Origin of the sequence: Aliiroseovarius zhejiangensis (assembly GCF_014656375.1) — a bacterium.
GTDB classification, from domain to species: domain Bacteria; phylum Pseudomonadota; class Alphaproteobacteria; order Rhodobacterales; family Rhodobacteraceae; genus Aliiroseovarius; species Aliiroseovarius zhejiangensis.
This window is the reverse complement of sequence record NZ_BNCH01000001.1, coordinates 367,380-381,807: the sequence shown is the minus strand read 5'-3', so window position 1 is coordinate 381,807 and position 14,428 is coordinate 367,380. Positions and strand designations below refer to the sequence as shown.

Annotated in this window: 14 protein-coding genes and 1 pseudogene; 1 reads left to right on the top strand and 14 read right to left on the bottom strand. The window is 60.8% G+C overall.

All coding sequences use genetic code 11. From position 1 onward, the window contains the following. Nucleotides 1-12 precede the first annotated feature (12 nt). Entirely contained in the window at nt 13-234 is a 222-nt protein-coding gene (locus IE188_RS01805) for a hypothetical protein (protein WP_191284755.1), read from the top strand. 57 nt (nt 235-291) lie between these two features. On the opposite strand, the gene IE188_RS01800 is transcribed toward IE188_RS01805, so the two are convergent. The 14 genes and pseudogenes from IE188_RS01800 to IE188_RS01740 form a co-directional block, all read right to left on the bottom strand. Further along, entirely contained in the window at nt 292-987 is a 696-nt protein-coding gene (locus IE188_RS01800; RefSeq protein ID WP_191284754.1) for an RraA family protein, read from the bottom strand. Further along, the gene (locus tag IE188_RS01795) at nt 988-1,680 is read right to left on the bottom strand and encodes an alpha/beta fold hydrolase (protein ID WP_191284753.1); all 693 of its coding nucleotides are present in this window, start codon (nt 1,678-1,680) and stop codon (nt 988-990) included. Then, on the bottom strand, nt 1,677-2,801 hold the full coding sequence (locus IE188_RS01790) for a cobalamin-independent methionine synthase II family protein (protein WP_191284752.1): 1,125 nt from the start codon (nt 2,799-2,801) through the stop codon (nt 1,677-1,679). The genes IE188_RS01795 and IE188_RS01790 overlap by 4 nt, the downstream gene beginning before the upstream one ends. A 19-nt stretch (nt 2,802-2,820) precedes the next feature. Continuing rightward, a complete protein-coding gene (locus IE188_RS01785; RefSeq protein ID WP_191284751.1) occupies nt 2,821-3,783 on the bottom strand; it encodes a cupin domain-containing protein in 963 nt (320 codons plus the stop codon). A gap of 150 nt (nt 3,784-3,933) precedes the next feature. Beyond that, a complete protein-coding gene (locus tag IE188_RS01780; RefSeq protein WP_191284750.1) occupies nt 3,934-4,908 on the bottom strand; it encodes a nuclear transport factor 2 family protein in 975 nt (324 codons plus the stop codon). Continuing rightward, on the bottom strand, nt 4,905-5,921 hold the full coding sequence (locus tag IE188_RS01775) for a LacI family DNA-binding transcriptional regulator (RefSeq protein WP_191284749.1): 1,017 nt from the start codon (nt 5,919-5,921) through the stop codon (nt 4,905-4,907). The genes IE188_RS01780 and IE188_RS01775 overlap by 4 nt, the downstream gene beginning before the upstream one ends. Continuing rightward, the gene (locus IE188_RS01770) at nt 5,918-6,685 is read right to left on the bottom strand and encodes an SDR family NAD(P)-dependent oxidoreductase (protein ID WP_191284748.1); all 768 of its coding nucleotides are present in this window, start codon (nt 6,683-6,685) and stop codon (nt 5,918-5,920) included. The genes IE188_RS01775 and IE188_RS01770 overlap by 4 nt, the downstream gene beginning before the upstream one ends. Next, nucleotides 6,685-7,734, bottom strand: coding sequence for an ester cyclase (locus IE188_RS01765; protein ID WP_229836408.1), 1,050 nt, complete (start codon nt 7,732-7,734; stop codon nt 6,685-6,687). Before IE188_RS01765 ends, IE188_RS01770 begins: the two co-directional genes overlap by 1 nt. Nucleotides 7,735-7,789: 55 nt before the next feature. Beyond that, complete coding sequence (gene hisD / locus IE188_RS01760) at nt 7,790-9,121, bottom strand: histidinol dehydrogenase (protein ID WP_229836499.1); 1,332 nt, start codon at nt 9,119-9,121, stop codon at nt 7,790-7,792. A gap of 99 nt (nt 9,122-9,220) precedes the next feature. After that, nucleotides 9,221-9,613, bottom strand: a pseudogene (locus IE188_RS16740) (ester cyclase); the annotation flags it as partial. 171 nt (nt 9,614-9,784) lie between these two features. After that, nucleotides 9,785-10,939, bottom strand: coding sequence for a carbohydrate ABC transporter permease (locus tag IE188_RS01755; protein ID WP_191284746.1), 1,155 nt, complete (start codon nt 10,937-10,939; stop codon nt 9,785-9,787). A 1-nt stretch (nt 10,940) separates the two neighbouring features. After that, the gene (locus tag IE188_RS01750; protein WP_191284745.1) at nt 10,941-11,963 is read right to left on the bottom strand and encodes a carbohydrate ABC transporter permease; all 1,023 of its coding nucleotides are present in this window, start codon (nt 11,961-11,963) and stop codon (nt 10,941-10,943) included. A gap of 77 nt (nt 11,964-12,040) precedes the next feature. Then, a complete protein-coding gene (locus IE188_RS01745; protein ID WP_191284744.1) occupies nt 12,041-13,246 on the bottom strand; it encodes an ABC transporter substrate-binding protein in 1,206 nt (401 codons plus the stop codon). Nucleotides 13,247-13,327: 81 nt separating this feature from the next. Next, a complete protein-coding gene (locus tag IE188_RS01740) occupies nt 13,328-14,383 on the bottom strand; it encodes an ABC transporter ATP-binding protein (RefSeq protein WP_191284743.1) in 1,056 nt (351 codons plus the stop codon). Nucleotides 14,384-14,428 lie beyond the last annotated feature (45 nt).

Genomic DNA, 14,428 nt, shown 5'->3' with positions numbered 1-14,428 from the left:
AGGAGAGTTGATATGAACCTTAATCAAATCATCAATATGATCGTTCGCCAGGTGACGCGCCGTTTGGTCAACAAGGGCGTGGATGCGGGCATCGACATGGCCTCGCGTCGTGGCAAGTCACGCGAGGAGATGACCAATGAAGAACGCGCCCGCGCCGACAGCCAGTCGCGTCAGGGGAAGGATATGGCAAAACGCGCCCGCAAGGCACGCCGTGTGACGCGAAAGCTGTTCTGATCGGGCGCGGTTGGCCCGGCACCGTTGCGACCTTCGACGCGACGGTGGCAAGGGTGCTCAGGTGCGCGCGGCCTCGAAGGCGGACCAGGCCGCTTCGAACTTTTCGAAATCGAACCCGTCTTGCCGTGCTGGATCAAGGACCAGCTTTTCGGTGTCCAGCAAGCGCCGGATCGCAGCCTCGAGCGCGGGCAGCACCTCGGATGGAATGACCAGCGCGCCGTGGCGGTCGGCATGGACCAGATCGCCGTCGGCAATGTTCAACCCGAACACGGTGACCGGCTTTGCGATATCCCGCACATGCACGAACCCGTGGCTGGGACCGATAGACCCTGCGATCACCGGAAACCCATCCGGCAAGTCGCCCAAGTCGCGCATGACGCCATTGGTCAGCGCCCCTGACAGGCCGAAGCCCTTGTGCACCGTGGTATTGATCTCGCCCCAATAGGCCCCGATGCAATGGGGGAAATCCACGTCCTCGATCACCGCAAGGGCAGGGCGCGGGCCTTCCGCCATATGACGGTAATAGTCCATGCGCCGCGCCTTGATCACATCGGGCGCCTCGGACGGCGGGGCGACGGCGGCGATGCGCGCGGTGCGGGCATAGCCCACGATGGCGGGGGCATCAGGGTGCGAGGCCAGCATTGTGCCACGGGTAAACGCATCAAAGCCGCGCTTGCCCTGCGCCACTTCGATAGCGTTGCACACGGTTGGGGTGTCGACCTGCGACAGCAGGGTCAGAAGCGAGTTGTCCAATTAATCCTCCAGCCAGCGCATGAGCGCCGCATTGGTTTGTTCAGGGTGTTCCAGAGTGGGCAGATGCCCCGCATTCTCGATGATCTCCAACCGGGCACCCGGAATCAGATCGGCCATCAGTTCATGGCGGGAAACGGAACACAAAGTGTCATCCCGCCCGCACAGAACCAGCGCCGGAAGCTGCGCCGCCCGCAAGGTTTCACTCTGTTCGGGGCGGTCCATCAAGGCGCGCGACTGTGTCAAAAACACATGCGGCCCAAGGTCCAGCGCCATCTCCATGCACAGGTCAAGAATTTCGGTACGGTGGGGTCCATCGCTCAGGTAATTTGGCTTCATTTCGTCGCGCATGACGCGGGCCAGTTCGCCCTCGCGCACCTTCTGCATTTGTGGCAAGCGCCGCGCCTTGACCGCGTCCGCCTCGGCCAGCGGGTTGGTGTCCAGAAGGGCGATGCGGTCCACCCGGTCCGGGGCTTGACGCAACACCTCCATCGCGACGATCCCGCCCATCGACAGGCCCGCCAGCGCAAAGCGTGGCGGCGCATCGGCCAGCACGGCCTGCGCCAACCCCTTGATGCTGGCGTGGTCAGTCAGGGGCGCAGACACCACCATGCGCCGCCCCGAAAACGCAGCAAACTGCGGCGCAAACAGCCGCGCATCGCACATCATTCCGGGAAGCAGCACAAGGGGCGTCATTTGACCAACGCCGCCCCCTCGGCCAAAGCCGACAGTTTGGCATAAGCAATGTCAGGGTCCACCGCGCCAAAGCCCGCAAAGGTGCCAAAGCCGCAATCGCTGCCCGCGATCACGCGATCTGCCCCGACAATATCGGTAAATCGCTGAATGCGTTGGGCGACAAGCTCGGGATGTTCAACGAAATTGGTCGTGGTATCGACCACACCGGGCACCAGAACCTTGTCTTCGGGAATATCCGCTTTGCGGTCGCGAAACGTCGTCCATTCATGCCCATGACGCGGGTTCGACGTTTCAAACAACACATAACGCGATTTCGTCGCCATTAAGGTGTCGAACATCTTGGCCATCGGAATATCGCAGCAATGCGGGCCTTCGTAATTGCCCCAGCAGATATGCACACGCACCTTGTCGGCAGGCACATCCGCCAGCGCGTGGTTCAATGCCTCGACATGCATGTTGGCGACCTTGATGAACGCGTCATCGCTGAGGTCGGTGAACAGCATGTGGCGTGACAGGGCCAGATCCGGGCAATCCAGTTGCAGATCCAACCCCGAGGCCACGATGGTCTCGTATTCCGCCTTCATCGCGTCGGCCAGCGCGGCCAGATACGCCTCGCGCGTATTGTAATAGTCGTTTTGCAGGAACAGAGAGATCACACCCGGGCTGGCGGCGTTCATGAAACCGCGTTCGGCCCCGTGTTCGGCCATCGCTGCTTTCAGGTTCGCGATGTCCTTCTCAAGCTCGCCCTGGCCTTTCGATTTCACCTCGCCCACGCACATGGGGCGGGCGTAATGAGGCGTTCCGCCATCATCCGCCAGCCGCTTCAGAAAGCCGGGAAACATCTTCAGGTCCGCCGGTGCATTGCGGGGGCTGTCGCCGTCAAACCCGGTATAGCGATCCTTGACATAGGTGGCATACGAGATCTTGGACGTCTCGCCGTCCGACACGATGTCGATCCCGGCTTCCACCTGTTTGCGCACGGTGTCGGACACAGCCTGCGTCATGCAGGCGTCAAACTCTGCCGGATTATAGGGCGTGCCGTTTTCGCGGGCGAAGATGAAATCCACCACCGCCTGACTGCGGGGAAGAGAGCCCACATGGGTTGTCTTGATATGCGTCATATGGGCGCCTCCGGTTTGCTTACTTGCCGGTCCAGGTCAGGCCAGCGGGATCGTCAGTGGTGCGCACGCGATACAGGCTCGCCTCACCCGTCATCGAGGGCGCAAGCGCGTGCGCCTCGCCCGGATTGATCAGGCAGGTGTCGCCGGGGTTCAGCACGGTTTCCCCGCCATCATAGCGCAGCTTCCAGTGACCCCGCATGGGCATCAGAACGGTTGGCTTGTCATGGCTGTGCATCTCGTCGGGAATCGAGCCACGGGTCAGGAAATCAACTTCGAACCCCGGCTTGTCACGCAGCAAGGCGTCTTCACCAATGACCTTCGCAGGTTTCTTGCCTGCCAGCGCCATCAAATCCCAATACCGCGCCACATAATCCCGCACGACATTCTCAACCGGCACCTCGGGGAAGGCTTTCAAATGTTCCTCGGTCAAAAGCGGCATGGGTTTCACACCATCGGGTAGGCTTTGCCCCTTTTTCGTGTCGTAAAGCGCGCCGTTGTCACCCAGCACGAGCCCGTGATCCTTAGCGTCCTCGATCACTTGCGGCGCCCATGTTACGCCGCCGCCCGCATCATCGCCGCCCAACACGGCCATGATCATGCCATAGTCGGTGCCGATGTTCTCAAACCCGCGGAAGATGCCCGTTGGGATGTTGAAGATATCGCCTTCCTCGGCCACAAACTCCCCTGCGTCGCCATAGCGGCCCCAAAAGAACCGCCAGCGGCCTTTGAGGACGAAAAACACCTCGGCGGTGGTGTGGCTGTGCAGAGAGTTGCGGCATTTCGGCGGTTGCCCCGCCGCGCCGATGTTGAAGCCGATCTGGTCGGTGATATGCACGTGCTGGTCGGGGCTTTCGCTGACGCCCCCGCCGATGATGGTGAAGTTTTCCTTCTGGTCCGAGCCCGGCGTATGGGCGTCGATGAAAGCAGTTTTGCAGGGCTTCAGGTCGCCATAGCGAACGATGCGGTCTTGGATGGTGCTCATTGGTCTGTCTCCTATTGGTTTGGGTCAGAATGGATCAAACCCAAATGCCGGGCGGGCGATTGTTCAGCCGCCGTGCTCGGCGCGAGGCAAGGAAGCAATGAAACCGGCGCGCGGCCTGACTGACACCCATATGTCGGACGCCGTTGGACATCAGAGCTCGCCTGTTTGAAGCAGGATTTGTTTCCAGATCGCGGTTTCATCGAACAACGTAAACTCGCGCCGCAAGCCCCACGGCCCGAATTCGGCATGGCTGGCGCCCAGCACAAAGACCTCGGCCCCGGTTGGCACGCCAAACACGCCCCAACCGTCATGCTTGCCATGCAGCGTCCAGCGCAGCGCGGCGCGGGGCGGCATCATCGGATCATCGCGCCCGATCTGGTGGTGGATGGTGAATGTGGCGTTCGGGAAGGACGCGCGCAGCCCCATCCAGAACCGGTCAACCGGCCCCCAACTGTGGCCCGTGGCGCCGCCGGGATATTCAGACTGCACCGCGCGGTCATACTCGGATTCAATCGCTGTCATGTCGGCATTCATGATCCGGGTCACAATATCAGCGTATTTCTGACCCCATTCATTGTCATTGCCGGTGCCCTTATAGGGGCCGGGTTTGTCATTGGCAGGGGTGAGCGGCTGCACGCATTGCTCCGGCCCGCCCTCGCGCACGATCAGATAGCGGGCATAGTCCTTCGGCTCCCACCCCATCTGACGCACGATGGCGCCCTGATCCCGGATCAACCATTCATCGTTGATCTGGTTGTTGATCGCATGACAGTCTGCGATGATGCGATAGGCCAACTTGTTGCCCGTCGCCTTGCCGTAAACCCCATCGCCAAGATGCGTCGCGGTCGAAAACAACCGGTGCGAGGACAGCATTCCCTCTTCCGGCGTGCCCGACCAGATCACATCCTCGCCCAGCAGGGTGCGGTCAGGAAACTCTGCCAGCGTGGCCATGGTCGCCCCGATCACATCCTTATTGCCCACCACGACCGAGGCGGGTGAGCGCACGACGATATCGGGCGCATAGTAATCATGCAGTGTTGCAATACCGCGATCTTCCCAGATTTCCTTGGTGATACCGATGATATAGTCGGGGAAATCCTTGAACTTGGGGTCAAAACCCTTCATGTGCTCCATCCTTCCGGGATACGGGCCGAGCCGCGCACGACAAGCGGCCCATCAATTTCAATTTTCTGCGGGCCGCGCCCGGTGCCGTCGATTTCACCCAGCAATAGCTCAACAGTTTCCGCCACCATGCGGTTGGCAGGCTGGCGCACCGTGGTCAGGTCATAGGCGGGCCAGGCGGCAATCGGCACGTCGTCATAGCCGATGACCGAGACATCGCCCGGCACCGACAGTCCCAGTTCCGAGCGCAACACATCCATCACCGCGAAGGCCATGTGATCATTGCAGACGAACACCGCGTCGGGCCGGTCTTTGGCCGAGAACATGTGCCGCGCGGCATCGGCAGCGCGGTCGGCATGAAAATCGCCGATGGCCCGGCTGTGCAAGGACTGTCCGCCCGTTGCCAACCCGGCAAGGAAACCCGCTTCGCGGTCGCGTTGGGTCGACGCCCCTTCCCAGCCCGCGATATAGCCGATCTTCCTGTGGCCGCCCGCAAGCAGGAACTCGGCCACCTTGCGTCCACCCGCAAAATTGTTCGACGCGACCGAGGACAGGTTCGGCCCGTCCTGAGAGCGGTTGAACATGACGATCGGCACACCGGCTTTGCGGCAGCGTGCGGTCAGATCAGACGACATGGCGACCGAGGCGGTGATGATCCCATCCACCTGATAATCCAGAATTTCATCAACGACGCTTTCAATGTCGCCCGATGTGCTGGAGGCCATGAAAATCAGGATGTGATAGCCCTGTTCCTGCAACGCATTGGACAGTTTTTCCAAAGCCTCGGGGTAAAAGTGGTTTTCCAGATAGGCCACGACCAGCCCGATGATCCGGCTTTTGCCCGACACCATCGCGCGCGCCAGCGAGTTGGGGCGATAGCCCAGTTCTTCGGCGGCTTTCCTGACCTTCTCGACCGTGCGCTTCGACGCCGACGCACCCGGCGTGAACACCCGGCTGACTGCCGACTGGCTGACGCCTGCGCGTTCGGCGACTTGGGCTGAGGTCACTTTGCTCATTCCGCCGTCCACCCGCCGTCAATCATCAAGGCCGTACCGGTGACAAGGCTGGACGCGTCCGAGGCCAAGAATTGCACAGCGCCCATGATATCCTCGACCTCGCCCACGCGGCCCAGCTTGATCTTGTCCTCGATCCAGGCGCGTTTGTCGGGTTGGTCGAAGGTGGATCGCGTCAGGTCGGTCAGGATGAAGGTCGGGCAGATCGTGTTGACGCGGATCCCCGCCTTGCCCCATTCGATCGCCATAGACTTGGTGAAACCTTCCACCGCGTGTTTGGTCGCGCAATAGACGGCGCGATCCAGCCCACCCACATGGGCCATTTGCGATGAGATGTTGATCAGGCTGCCGGGTTTTCCGGCTGCAATCAGCCCTTTGGCGACGGCCTGCGTCAGGAAGTATGCTCCTTTGATGTTCAGGTCCGAAACGGCGTCGAAATCCTTTTCTGTCGTTTCACTGGCCGGGCTGTGACGCGCCAGACCGGCCGAGTTCACCAGCACGTCAAACGGCCCGTTCTCGGCAATCGCGGCCTGCGTGCCTGCAATATCTGCCACATCCAAAGGCAACGCGCTGGCGGACATGCCCGCGGCTGTCATGTCACTGACCAAAGCCTCCAACGCATCGGCGCGGCGGGCTGCCAAGGTCACTTCGGCCCCCGCCTCGCCCAGAGCTGCCGCACAGGCCAGACCGATGCCGGAACTGGCCCCGGCCACAAGCGCACGCTTGCCATCCAGTCTAAACGAAGGGGTTTTGGGCAGTCCGGTCATCAGCTCATTCCATCAGGTATGTTCAGGCGTTCCATATGGCGCACCTTGTTGAATTCCCGCAGACGCGCAAACACGTCCACACCCAATTGGTCATACGCGTCCAGCAGATCGACCAACACCCAGTTTTCACGGATCTTGCCGTTTTCAATGCGCCAGAAATCAAGGCTGCGCATGGTGATCTTCTTGCCCGCAGGCGCAATCCCCAGCCAGCCGCCATGGGTCACGGTCTGGATCATGTCGGGCCAGCCTGTGACCGCGGCATAGTCGCCATCGCCGAAGAAGTGATAGTCGATTTTATCCACATACTGCCCGCGATCCGGCATACCCGCCAGAAACGGGATCTGGTGCCAGTTGCGAAACCCACGAATACCGCGCCCTGTGCCGATGCCGGAAGGGCCATACCAGCTCATCTTGTCGTGCCAGAACCTGTCCATCTCCATCACTTCGGGGCCGCCCTGGCTGGGGTGACGCTTCATATGGTCCAGCATGTCGATGATGTGCTGGCGCGAGGCGGTGCTTTTTTCCATGTCATAGGGGCCGGGGACGATGCCATCACAGGTGGCCGGGCCCGGCACATGCCATTCGCGCCCAAGCGAGGGCGCCAGCGGCCAGGCATTGGCCTGCATCATGACCTCGGGAATGTCCCACAGCGCCTGAAACTCGACGATCTTGTCATTTTCGATGCGGAAGAACTCGTGAAACCGCATGTGCACCTGATGGCCGGTGGGGGGGATGTCCAGCCACGGGGCCTCGAACGAGCCGGTGTAGTAGCCACCGCAGCCAACCCATTCCGCCCCATCCTGATCCGGCCCGGCCACGACGATGTAATCGCGCCGCTCCAGATCCGGCCAGGCGTCCAGCAGGTCGCGATAGGCTGTGTCATAGAACGCATCCGCCCCGATGCTGTCACCAAAGGGGAAACACAGGTGAAACACTGCATCAGGTGCCGTTACATCTGCTAGCGCCTTGCGCACCATCGCCTCGTCAAAATCATACATCGCGGCCCGAACGGGCGCGATCAGTGCTTTGTTCTTGGTCTGCACATCCATTTTTGTTGTCTCATGTGTTGGCGGGGTGTCGTGTCACAATCCCCGCTCGTTGTTGCTACTCTGCTGCGTCGCGATAAGGCGCACCTTCGCCATAGGGGACATTCACGCCGCCATAACGGCGCACGCGGATGTTGCATTGTTCGGCGTGGCCGACGAAGCCTTCCAACATGCACAGGCGCGATCCATACTCCCCGATCATTGCTGCGGCCTCGTCTGTTGTGACCTTCTGATAGCTGTGTGTTTTCAGGTACTTGCCCACCCATAGCCCGCCGGTGTAACGCCCCGCTTTCTTGGTGGGCAGCGTGTGGTTGGTGCCGATCACCTTGTCGCCATTGGCCACGTTGGTGCGCGGCCCAAGGAACAGCGCGCCATAGCAGGTCATGTTCTCAAGGAACCAGTCGTCGCGGTCGGTCATCACCTGCACGTGCTCGGACGCGATGTCATCGGCGACCTTCAGCATTTCTTCATAGGTGTCGCAGACAATGACCTCGCCATAATCCTCCCACGACACTTTCGCGGTGCCGGCGGTGGGCAGGATCTTAAGAAGGCGGTCGATCTCGACCATCGTGTCTTCGGCCAGCTTGCGCGAGTTCGTCAGCAGCACGCAGGGGCTGTTATAGCCGTGCTCGGCCTGACCCAGCAGGTCGGTGGCGCACAGCTCGGCGTCGGCGGCGGTGTCGTCAGCAATCACCATCGTCTCGGTCGGGCCTGCGAACAGGTCGATGCCGACACGGCCGAAAAGCTGCCGTTTGGCCTCGGCCACGAACGCGTTGCCGGGGCCGACCAGCAGGTGTACGGGGTCGATGGTTTCCGTGCCAAGCGCCATCGCGCCCACGGCCTGAATACCGCCCAGAACATAGATTTCATCCGCGCCACCCAGATGCATCGCCGCGATCACGGCGGGGTTGGGTTCACCGTTGAAGGGCGGGGTGCAGGCGATGATGCGCGGCACGCCCGCGACCTTGGCGGTGGCCACCGACATATGCGCCGAGGCGACCATCGGGAACTTGCCGCCCGGCACATAGCAGCCGACCGACTGTACCGGGATGTTCTTGTGACCCAGGATGACGCCCGGCAGGGTCTCGACCTCGACGTCCAGCATGCTGTCGCGCTGCGCCTGCGCGAAATTCGTGACCTGAGCCTGTGCGAATTTGATGTCGTCCAGCTCGCGCGGGCTGACCTTGGCGATCAGCGCGTCGATCTCACCCGGCGTCAGGCGATAGCTGTCGCGGTCATAGCCGTCGAACTTTACCGCCAAATCGCGCACGGCGGCATCGCCGCGGGTTTCGATGTCTTTCAGGGTCGCGGCGACAACCGAGGCGGTCTTGGCATCATCCTCGGCGCGATCGGCTTCGGGTTTGCCGCGTTTCAGGTATTCGATTGTCATGTCACTTCCTCGCTTGTTCGGGCCGGGGGGCTGACGCTCGCCCCGGTCAAATGCTTCCCACCCTTCGCCGCCAAACAGGTCCACGCCCAGCTGCGCGGCCACATGGGCGAAATCGACATTCACCCAGTTGTCGACGATCTTGCCATCGACGACCTTCCAGAAATCCATATATCGGATCTCGACCCGCTTGCCGGTGGGGGCGATGCCCAGAAACTCACCCGAATGGGTGGCTTCCTGGCGACCGAAGGCGGCCGCCCATTCGCCCATGTAAAGCCGCGCTTCGTCGATACAGACCTTGTCCGAAAACGCCGCTTGAAACGGGCGCTGCCAGTTGTCCTGAAACTCTTTCAGGCCCGTCTTGGTGCCGCAGCCTTGATTGCCCATCCAGCGGAACCCATCGGCGAAAAACTCGCCGATATCACTGATGCGGTGGTCATTCAGGCCGTCCACCATGGCTTCGATCACCTGGCGGGTATCGTCGGTTTTCTTCATATCCGTGTCACGGGTCAGGACCGCTTGTTCGGGGCGGGAACCTTTCATTCTGTCTCTCCTGTCAAATACGTTGGGATTGTGTGGGGCGCGGACGCCCCAGCAGGAAATCCCGCGGCATTCGGTTCAGGGCCGGATGGCTTGACCGCGCATTATGTCGTGCCCGGCTGCTCATCAGCCTTTCACAGCCCCGGCGGTCAGGCCGCTGACGATCTGGCGCTGGAACACCATGACCAGGAAGAAGAGCGGCGCGGTGATCGACACTGCCGCTGCGACCGCAACGACCTGATCGGTGGTCGTCGTCTCGCGGCTGAACATCCCGGCAATCGCCGGCACCATGGTCTGGTTCTGCGCGTCCAGCAGAAGCGAGGTGACAAGGAAGTCATTGTAGCCCAGAAGGAAGGAAAACAGCCCGGTCGTGATCACCCCCGGCCACATCACCGGCATGATCACCCGGCGGAAGGCCTGAAAATGGTTGCAGCCATCGACCCGCGCGGCCTCGTCCAGCTCGGCGGGGATGCTTTGAAAGAAGGACCGCAGCATCCAGATCGTGAAGGGCTGGTTGATCGCGACAAGCACCGCGATGACGGCGAAGGGCTTGCCGTAAAGCGTGGGGGCATTTTCCCCAAGGATCGGGGCCAGCCACTCGGACGACGAAATGAACACAGGCAGATAGCCCGCCACCAGAACCGAGTGCGGCAGCGCCCGGAACACCAGCGCGATGATCAGGATGGCAAAGGCCAGGCCTGATCCGGACCGCGCAAGACCATAGCCCGCCAGTGTACCAACAGTCAGCGATACGGTCACAACACCCGTGGTCACGATCATCGAGTTCTTGAAGTTGTTGGAAAAGCCCCGGTCGATCCAGACCGTTTTGTAATGCTCGGTCGTCAGGCCGATGATGTCGCGCCCCAAAGGTCCAAAGACCGGGTTCAGCGCGTCAAGAATGGCGGGCAGGATCGCAAAGAAGGTGACAAGGAACCCGATCGCCACAACCAGTGATCCGATCACCCAGCCGATCCATTTCTGCCCGGCAGGCGCATAGGCGGCCACCATCATCGGCAGGGTCCGGGTCATCAGGCGAGCCGTGATCCAGATCACGACGATGCCCATCAGGATGTCGAGGATCGAAAGCCCGTTGCCACCCGCCCGCGTGCTGGGGCCGAACACCACGTTCAACGGGTTGGACGAAAAGGCATCAACCGGGGATTTGAAGCTCATCACCGTGATCCAGAAGATCGGAAAGGCGGCAACAATGCACCAGATCGCAAGGAAGGTGGCCGAGGTGAATTTCAGCGCAAACGGCTGACGCAGGGCGCGAGACGACATCTTAGTGACCTCCTTTATGGTCTTGCCAGGTGCGGCGCAGAAGCGGGACCAGAAGAATGGCGATCCCGATCATGGTCAGCATCGCAGACGCCGAGGCGCGGCTGATCGACCGGTTCCCTGCCTGATCCGGCACAAGGAAGTCATAGGTCAGCCATTGCAAGCTGATGACATAGCCCTGGCTTGAGAAGCCGACGATTTCCTCGAACACGCGATAGGCGTCCATCAGGTGGATCATCGAGATGAAGATGATCAGCGGCATCAGATGCGGGATCACCACGTATTTCATGCGTTGCCAGCGGCTGGCCCCGTCGATCACCGCGCTTTCCAACGCGTCGCTGTTGACGGTCTGCAGCCCGGCATAGAACACGATCGCGGCAAAGGGGGCCACGTGCCAGACGCGATAGAGCATGATCAGAACCTCGATGGTCCAGGCCTGCGCGAACATCGACACGTCGCGTTGCAGATACCATTCGATGAACGCGGTCAGGATCCCGTCGCCGCGAAACAGCCAGTTGATGCTGAGTGCCCCGATCACAGGCGTGATGATGAAGGGCAGAAGCGAGATGAAGATCACCGGCCCTTTGATGGCTTGCGAGGCGTTGTTGATCATCAACGCGATGCCCAGCCCGAAGCCCAGAACAAGCGGCAGCGTGATCAGCGTAAAAGTCAGTGTGAAACGCAGCGCTTTCCAGAAATCAATGGATTGCAGCGCCATCAGACCGTCGCGCTTGACGGCATTCCATGCCCGCTCCAGTTCCAGCACGTTGCGATAGCTTTGAAGGCCCACATAGGTCGTGACCTCGACGATCTTGCCGTCTTCATCCAGTTTCGGCACGGATTTCCGCTCGGTCACGCAGATCTGTTCCGGGAACCCGGGCGAGCAGCTTTCGACCTCGACCGTTTCGTAAATCGGTTGGGTGACATAGAAGCTCTGTTTCAGCACGCTGGCCAGCGGCAAGGCGATGAACAGGAGCATCATGAAGACAGATGGCCCGACAAAAGCGGCGAAGGTCTTGAAGTTCATGGCTCTGCCTTTCTGATGGTCCGGGTGGGGTCGTGAAGGGGTGGGGAAGGGCCGAAACCCTTCCCCCGGATCGGGGCTTATTGCACCAGACCCGATTCCTTGGCGGCCGTGATATAGGCCGCTTCGATGTCGGCCAGCGTCGTGGCCGCGTCCTTGGCACCGGTCAGGTAATCCGAAATCCCGTTGCCCAAGACCGTGTGCATGATGCCCATCGGACCGGATCCGGGATAGGGCGCGGCGCCTTTCTGCGCGGTTTCATAGGCGCCCTGGGCCAGCCGTCCAGCCTCAAACCCGTCGATCAGCCAGACGGCTGCGTCGTTGTTGGCCTTGACCATCTCGGTGTCCATACCCTCCATCGCGACCTGAAAGGCAGCTTCGGCTACTTCATCGGTCATGTTGGTGGCGAAAACGACACCATCCCACCACAGCGATGAAGCCGGGCGTTCGGACCCCATCGGGGCGGCGGCCATCACGACCTTGCCCACGACCTGACTTTCGGCCTCATCATCCATCGCGGCGGCACGGCTGGCCCACAGGTTTGCCATGGCGATCTTGCCCTGTTGGAATTGCTGCTGAACATAGGTCGAGTCGGACACCAGATATTCCGGGTCCATATATTCGGTCAGCGCCTTCATCACTTCCAGCGCGGCCACGCCTTTTTCGTTGTTGATGTTGGGCATGTTGCCATCGGTAAAGAACTCGCCCCCTTCACCAAGAAAGTTGTTGATGAACTCTTCGCCCAGGTTCCATCCGGTCTTGAACGTGCCGCCAATCGGGTAGTCCACGACGCCCGCTTCCTTGATCTTGGCGGCGGCGTCCAGCATCTCGGCATAGGTGGTGGGGACGGCAATGCCAAGGTCGTTCAGGATGTCCTCGCGATACATCAGATGCTGCAGGTTCACCATCATCGCAATGGCGTAGATCTTGCCATCCACCTTGATCAGTTGATTGGGCTTCAGGTGTTGTCCATATTTGGCCACCAGATCATCGAGCGGGCGGATGGTGCCCGCGTTCAAAAGCGGCACCATGGTCGAGTTTGCCACGCCACCAATCTGATACAGGGCGGGTTTTGCCGCAAAGGCCTCCGGTTGCTTTTCACGGAACTCCTGATCCAGCGAAGCCTGGAAATTTCCGCATTCCGCCATCGCGTCCGTGACCGCTTTCCAGGCCTCGAACCCGGCGGACAGCGATTTCAAGGGTGTCGTGTTTTCATAAGCACATGCGGCCCATGCGCCGGTTGTCATCACCGACAACGCGCCGGCCAATGCAAGTTTCTTGAACATCAAAATGTCTCCCTGTTTATTCAGGTCCGCCGTCGACTCACGGACCATGGTTGTGCCACTTGCGCGGCAGGTGTCTGAGGGTTATCCCTCGATACGTTTGCCATCTTCGGTTGCTTCGAAAATGTGGCAAATCTCGTTGGGGACCGAGATTGAGACCGTGTCCCCGATCTCGGCCCGGAAGGCCTTGTCTGCTTTGACCGAGACCAGCGCGCCATTGATGCGCACGGAAATCATCGTCGCGTCGCCCAACAGCTCAAGCGTATAGATCGGGGCGTTGATCTGCCCCTGTACGGCAGCAGCCAGGCTTGCATCCTCGGCGCGGAAACCCAGCGTGACCGGGCCGTCAGGGGCGGTCAGGCCGTGGATTTCTGTGTGTTGCGAGCGGAATGTGCCGCCCTGCACCTCGCCGTCCATCAGGTTCATCGCGGGCGAGCCGATGAAGCTGGCGACGAAGGTGTTGGCGGGGGTGTCATAAATCTCGGTCGGGCTGCCGACCTGCTGAACCACGCCACGTTTCATCACGACCACGCGGTCGGCCAGGGTCATGGCTTCGATCTGGTCATGGGTCACATAAATCGTGGTGGCGGCAAGATCGTGGCTCAGGTTCTTGATCTGCGCACGGGTGGACACCCGCAGCTTGGCGTCAAGATTGGACAGGGGTTCGTCCATCAGGAACACTTTGGGCTTGCGCACAATGGCGCGCGCCAGCGCCACGCGCTGGCGTTGACCACCCGATAGCGCGGCTGGTTTGCGGTCCAGAAAGTCCAAAAGCTCAACCCGCTCGGCGGCCTGCATCACACGATCATGGTGGGTCGCCGGGTCACTGCCGCGCACCTTCAGCGGAAAGCGGATGTTTTCGTAAACGTTCATGTTCGGATAAAGCGCATAGCTTTGGAACACCATCGCCACATCGCGGTCCTTGGGTTCCTTGTCATTGACCCGTTCACCGTCAACGATGATGTCACCTTCGGTGGCGTCCTCAAGCCCCGCGATCATCCGCATCGTGGTGGTCTTGCCACAGCCCGATGGCCCCAGAAGAACCAGAAATTCCTTGTCGGCGATGGTCAGGTCAAAATTGTCGACACCGACAAAGGCGCCCCAGCGCTTGCTGATGTTGCGCAACTGGATCTCGGCCATGTGGACCCCCTCCCATTGGGTTTTGCATACGATTGCAAAAAGGTT

Bases quoted from the DNA above. Each gene is read 5' to 3' on its own strand.
- IE188_RS01765 (WP_229836408.1), bottom strand. From the start codon at position 7,734: ATGGATGTGCAGACCAAGAACAAAGCACTGATCGCGCCCGTTCGGGCC.
- hisD (WP_229836499.1), bottom strand. From the start codon at position 9,121: ATGACAATCGAATACCTGAAACGCGGCAAACCCGAAGCCGATCGCGCC.
- IE188_RS01790 (WP_191284752.1), bottom strand. From the start codon at position 2,801: ATGACGCATATCAAGACAACCCATGTGGGCTCTCTTCCCCGCAGTCAG.
- IE188_RS01805 (WP_191284755.1), top strand. From the start codon at position 13: ATGAACCTTAATCAAATCATCAATATGATCGTTCGCCAGGTGACGCGC.
- IE188_RS01785 (WP_191284751.1), bottom strand. From the start codon at position 3,783: ATGAGCACCATCCAAGACCGCATCGTTCGCTATGGCGACCTGAAGCCC.
- IE188_RS01755 (WP_191284746.1), bottom strand. From the start codon at position 10,939: ATGTCGTCTCGCGCCCTGCGTCAGCCGTTTGCGCTGAAATTCACCTCG.
- IE188_RS01770 (WP_191284748.1), bottom strand. From the start codon at position 6,685: ATGACCGGACTGCCCAAAACCCCTTCGTTTAGACTGGATGGCAAGCGT.
- IE188_RS01775 (WP_191284749.1), bottom strand. From the start codon at position 5,921: ATGAGCAAAGTGACCTCAGCCCAAGTCGCCGAACGCGCAGGCGTCAGC.
- IE188_RS01780 (WP_191284750.1), bottom strand. From the start codon at position 4,908: ATGAAGGGTTTTGACCCCAAGTTCAAGGATTTCCCCGACTATATCATC.
- IE188_RS01795 (WP_191284753.1), bottom strand. From the start codon at position 1,680: ATGACGCCCCTTGTGCTGCTTCCCGGAATGATGTGCGATGCGCGGCTG.
- IE188_RS01740 (WP_191284743.1), bottom strand. From the start codon at position 14,383: ATGGCCGAGATCCAGTTGCGCAACATCAGCAAGCGCTGGGGCGCCTTT.
- IE188_RS01750 (WP_191284745.1), bottom strand. From the start codon at position 11,963: ATGAACTTCAAGACCTTCGCCGCTTTTGTCGGGCCATCTGTCTTCATG.
- IE188_RS01745 (WP_191284744.1), bottom strand. From the start codon at position 13,246: ATGTTCAAGAAACTTGCATTGGCCGGCGCGTTGTCGGTGATGACAACC.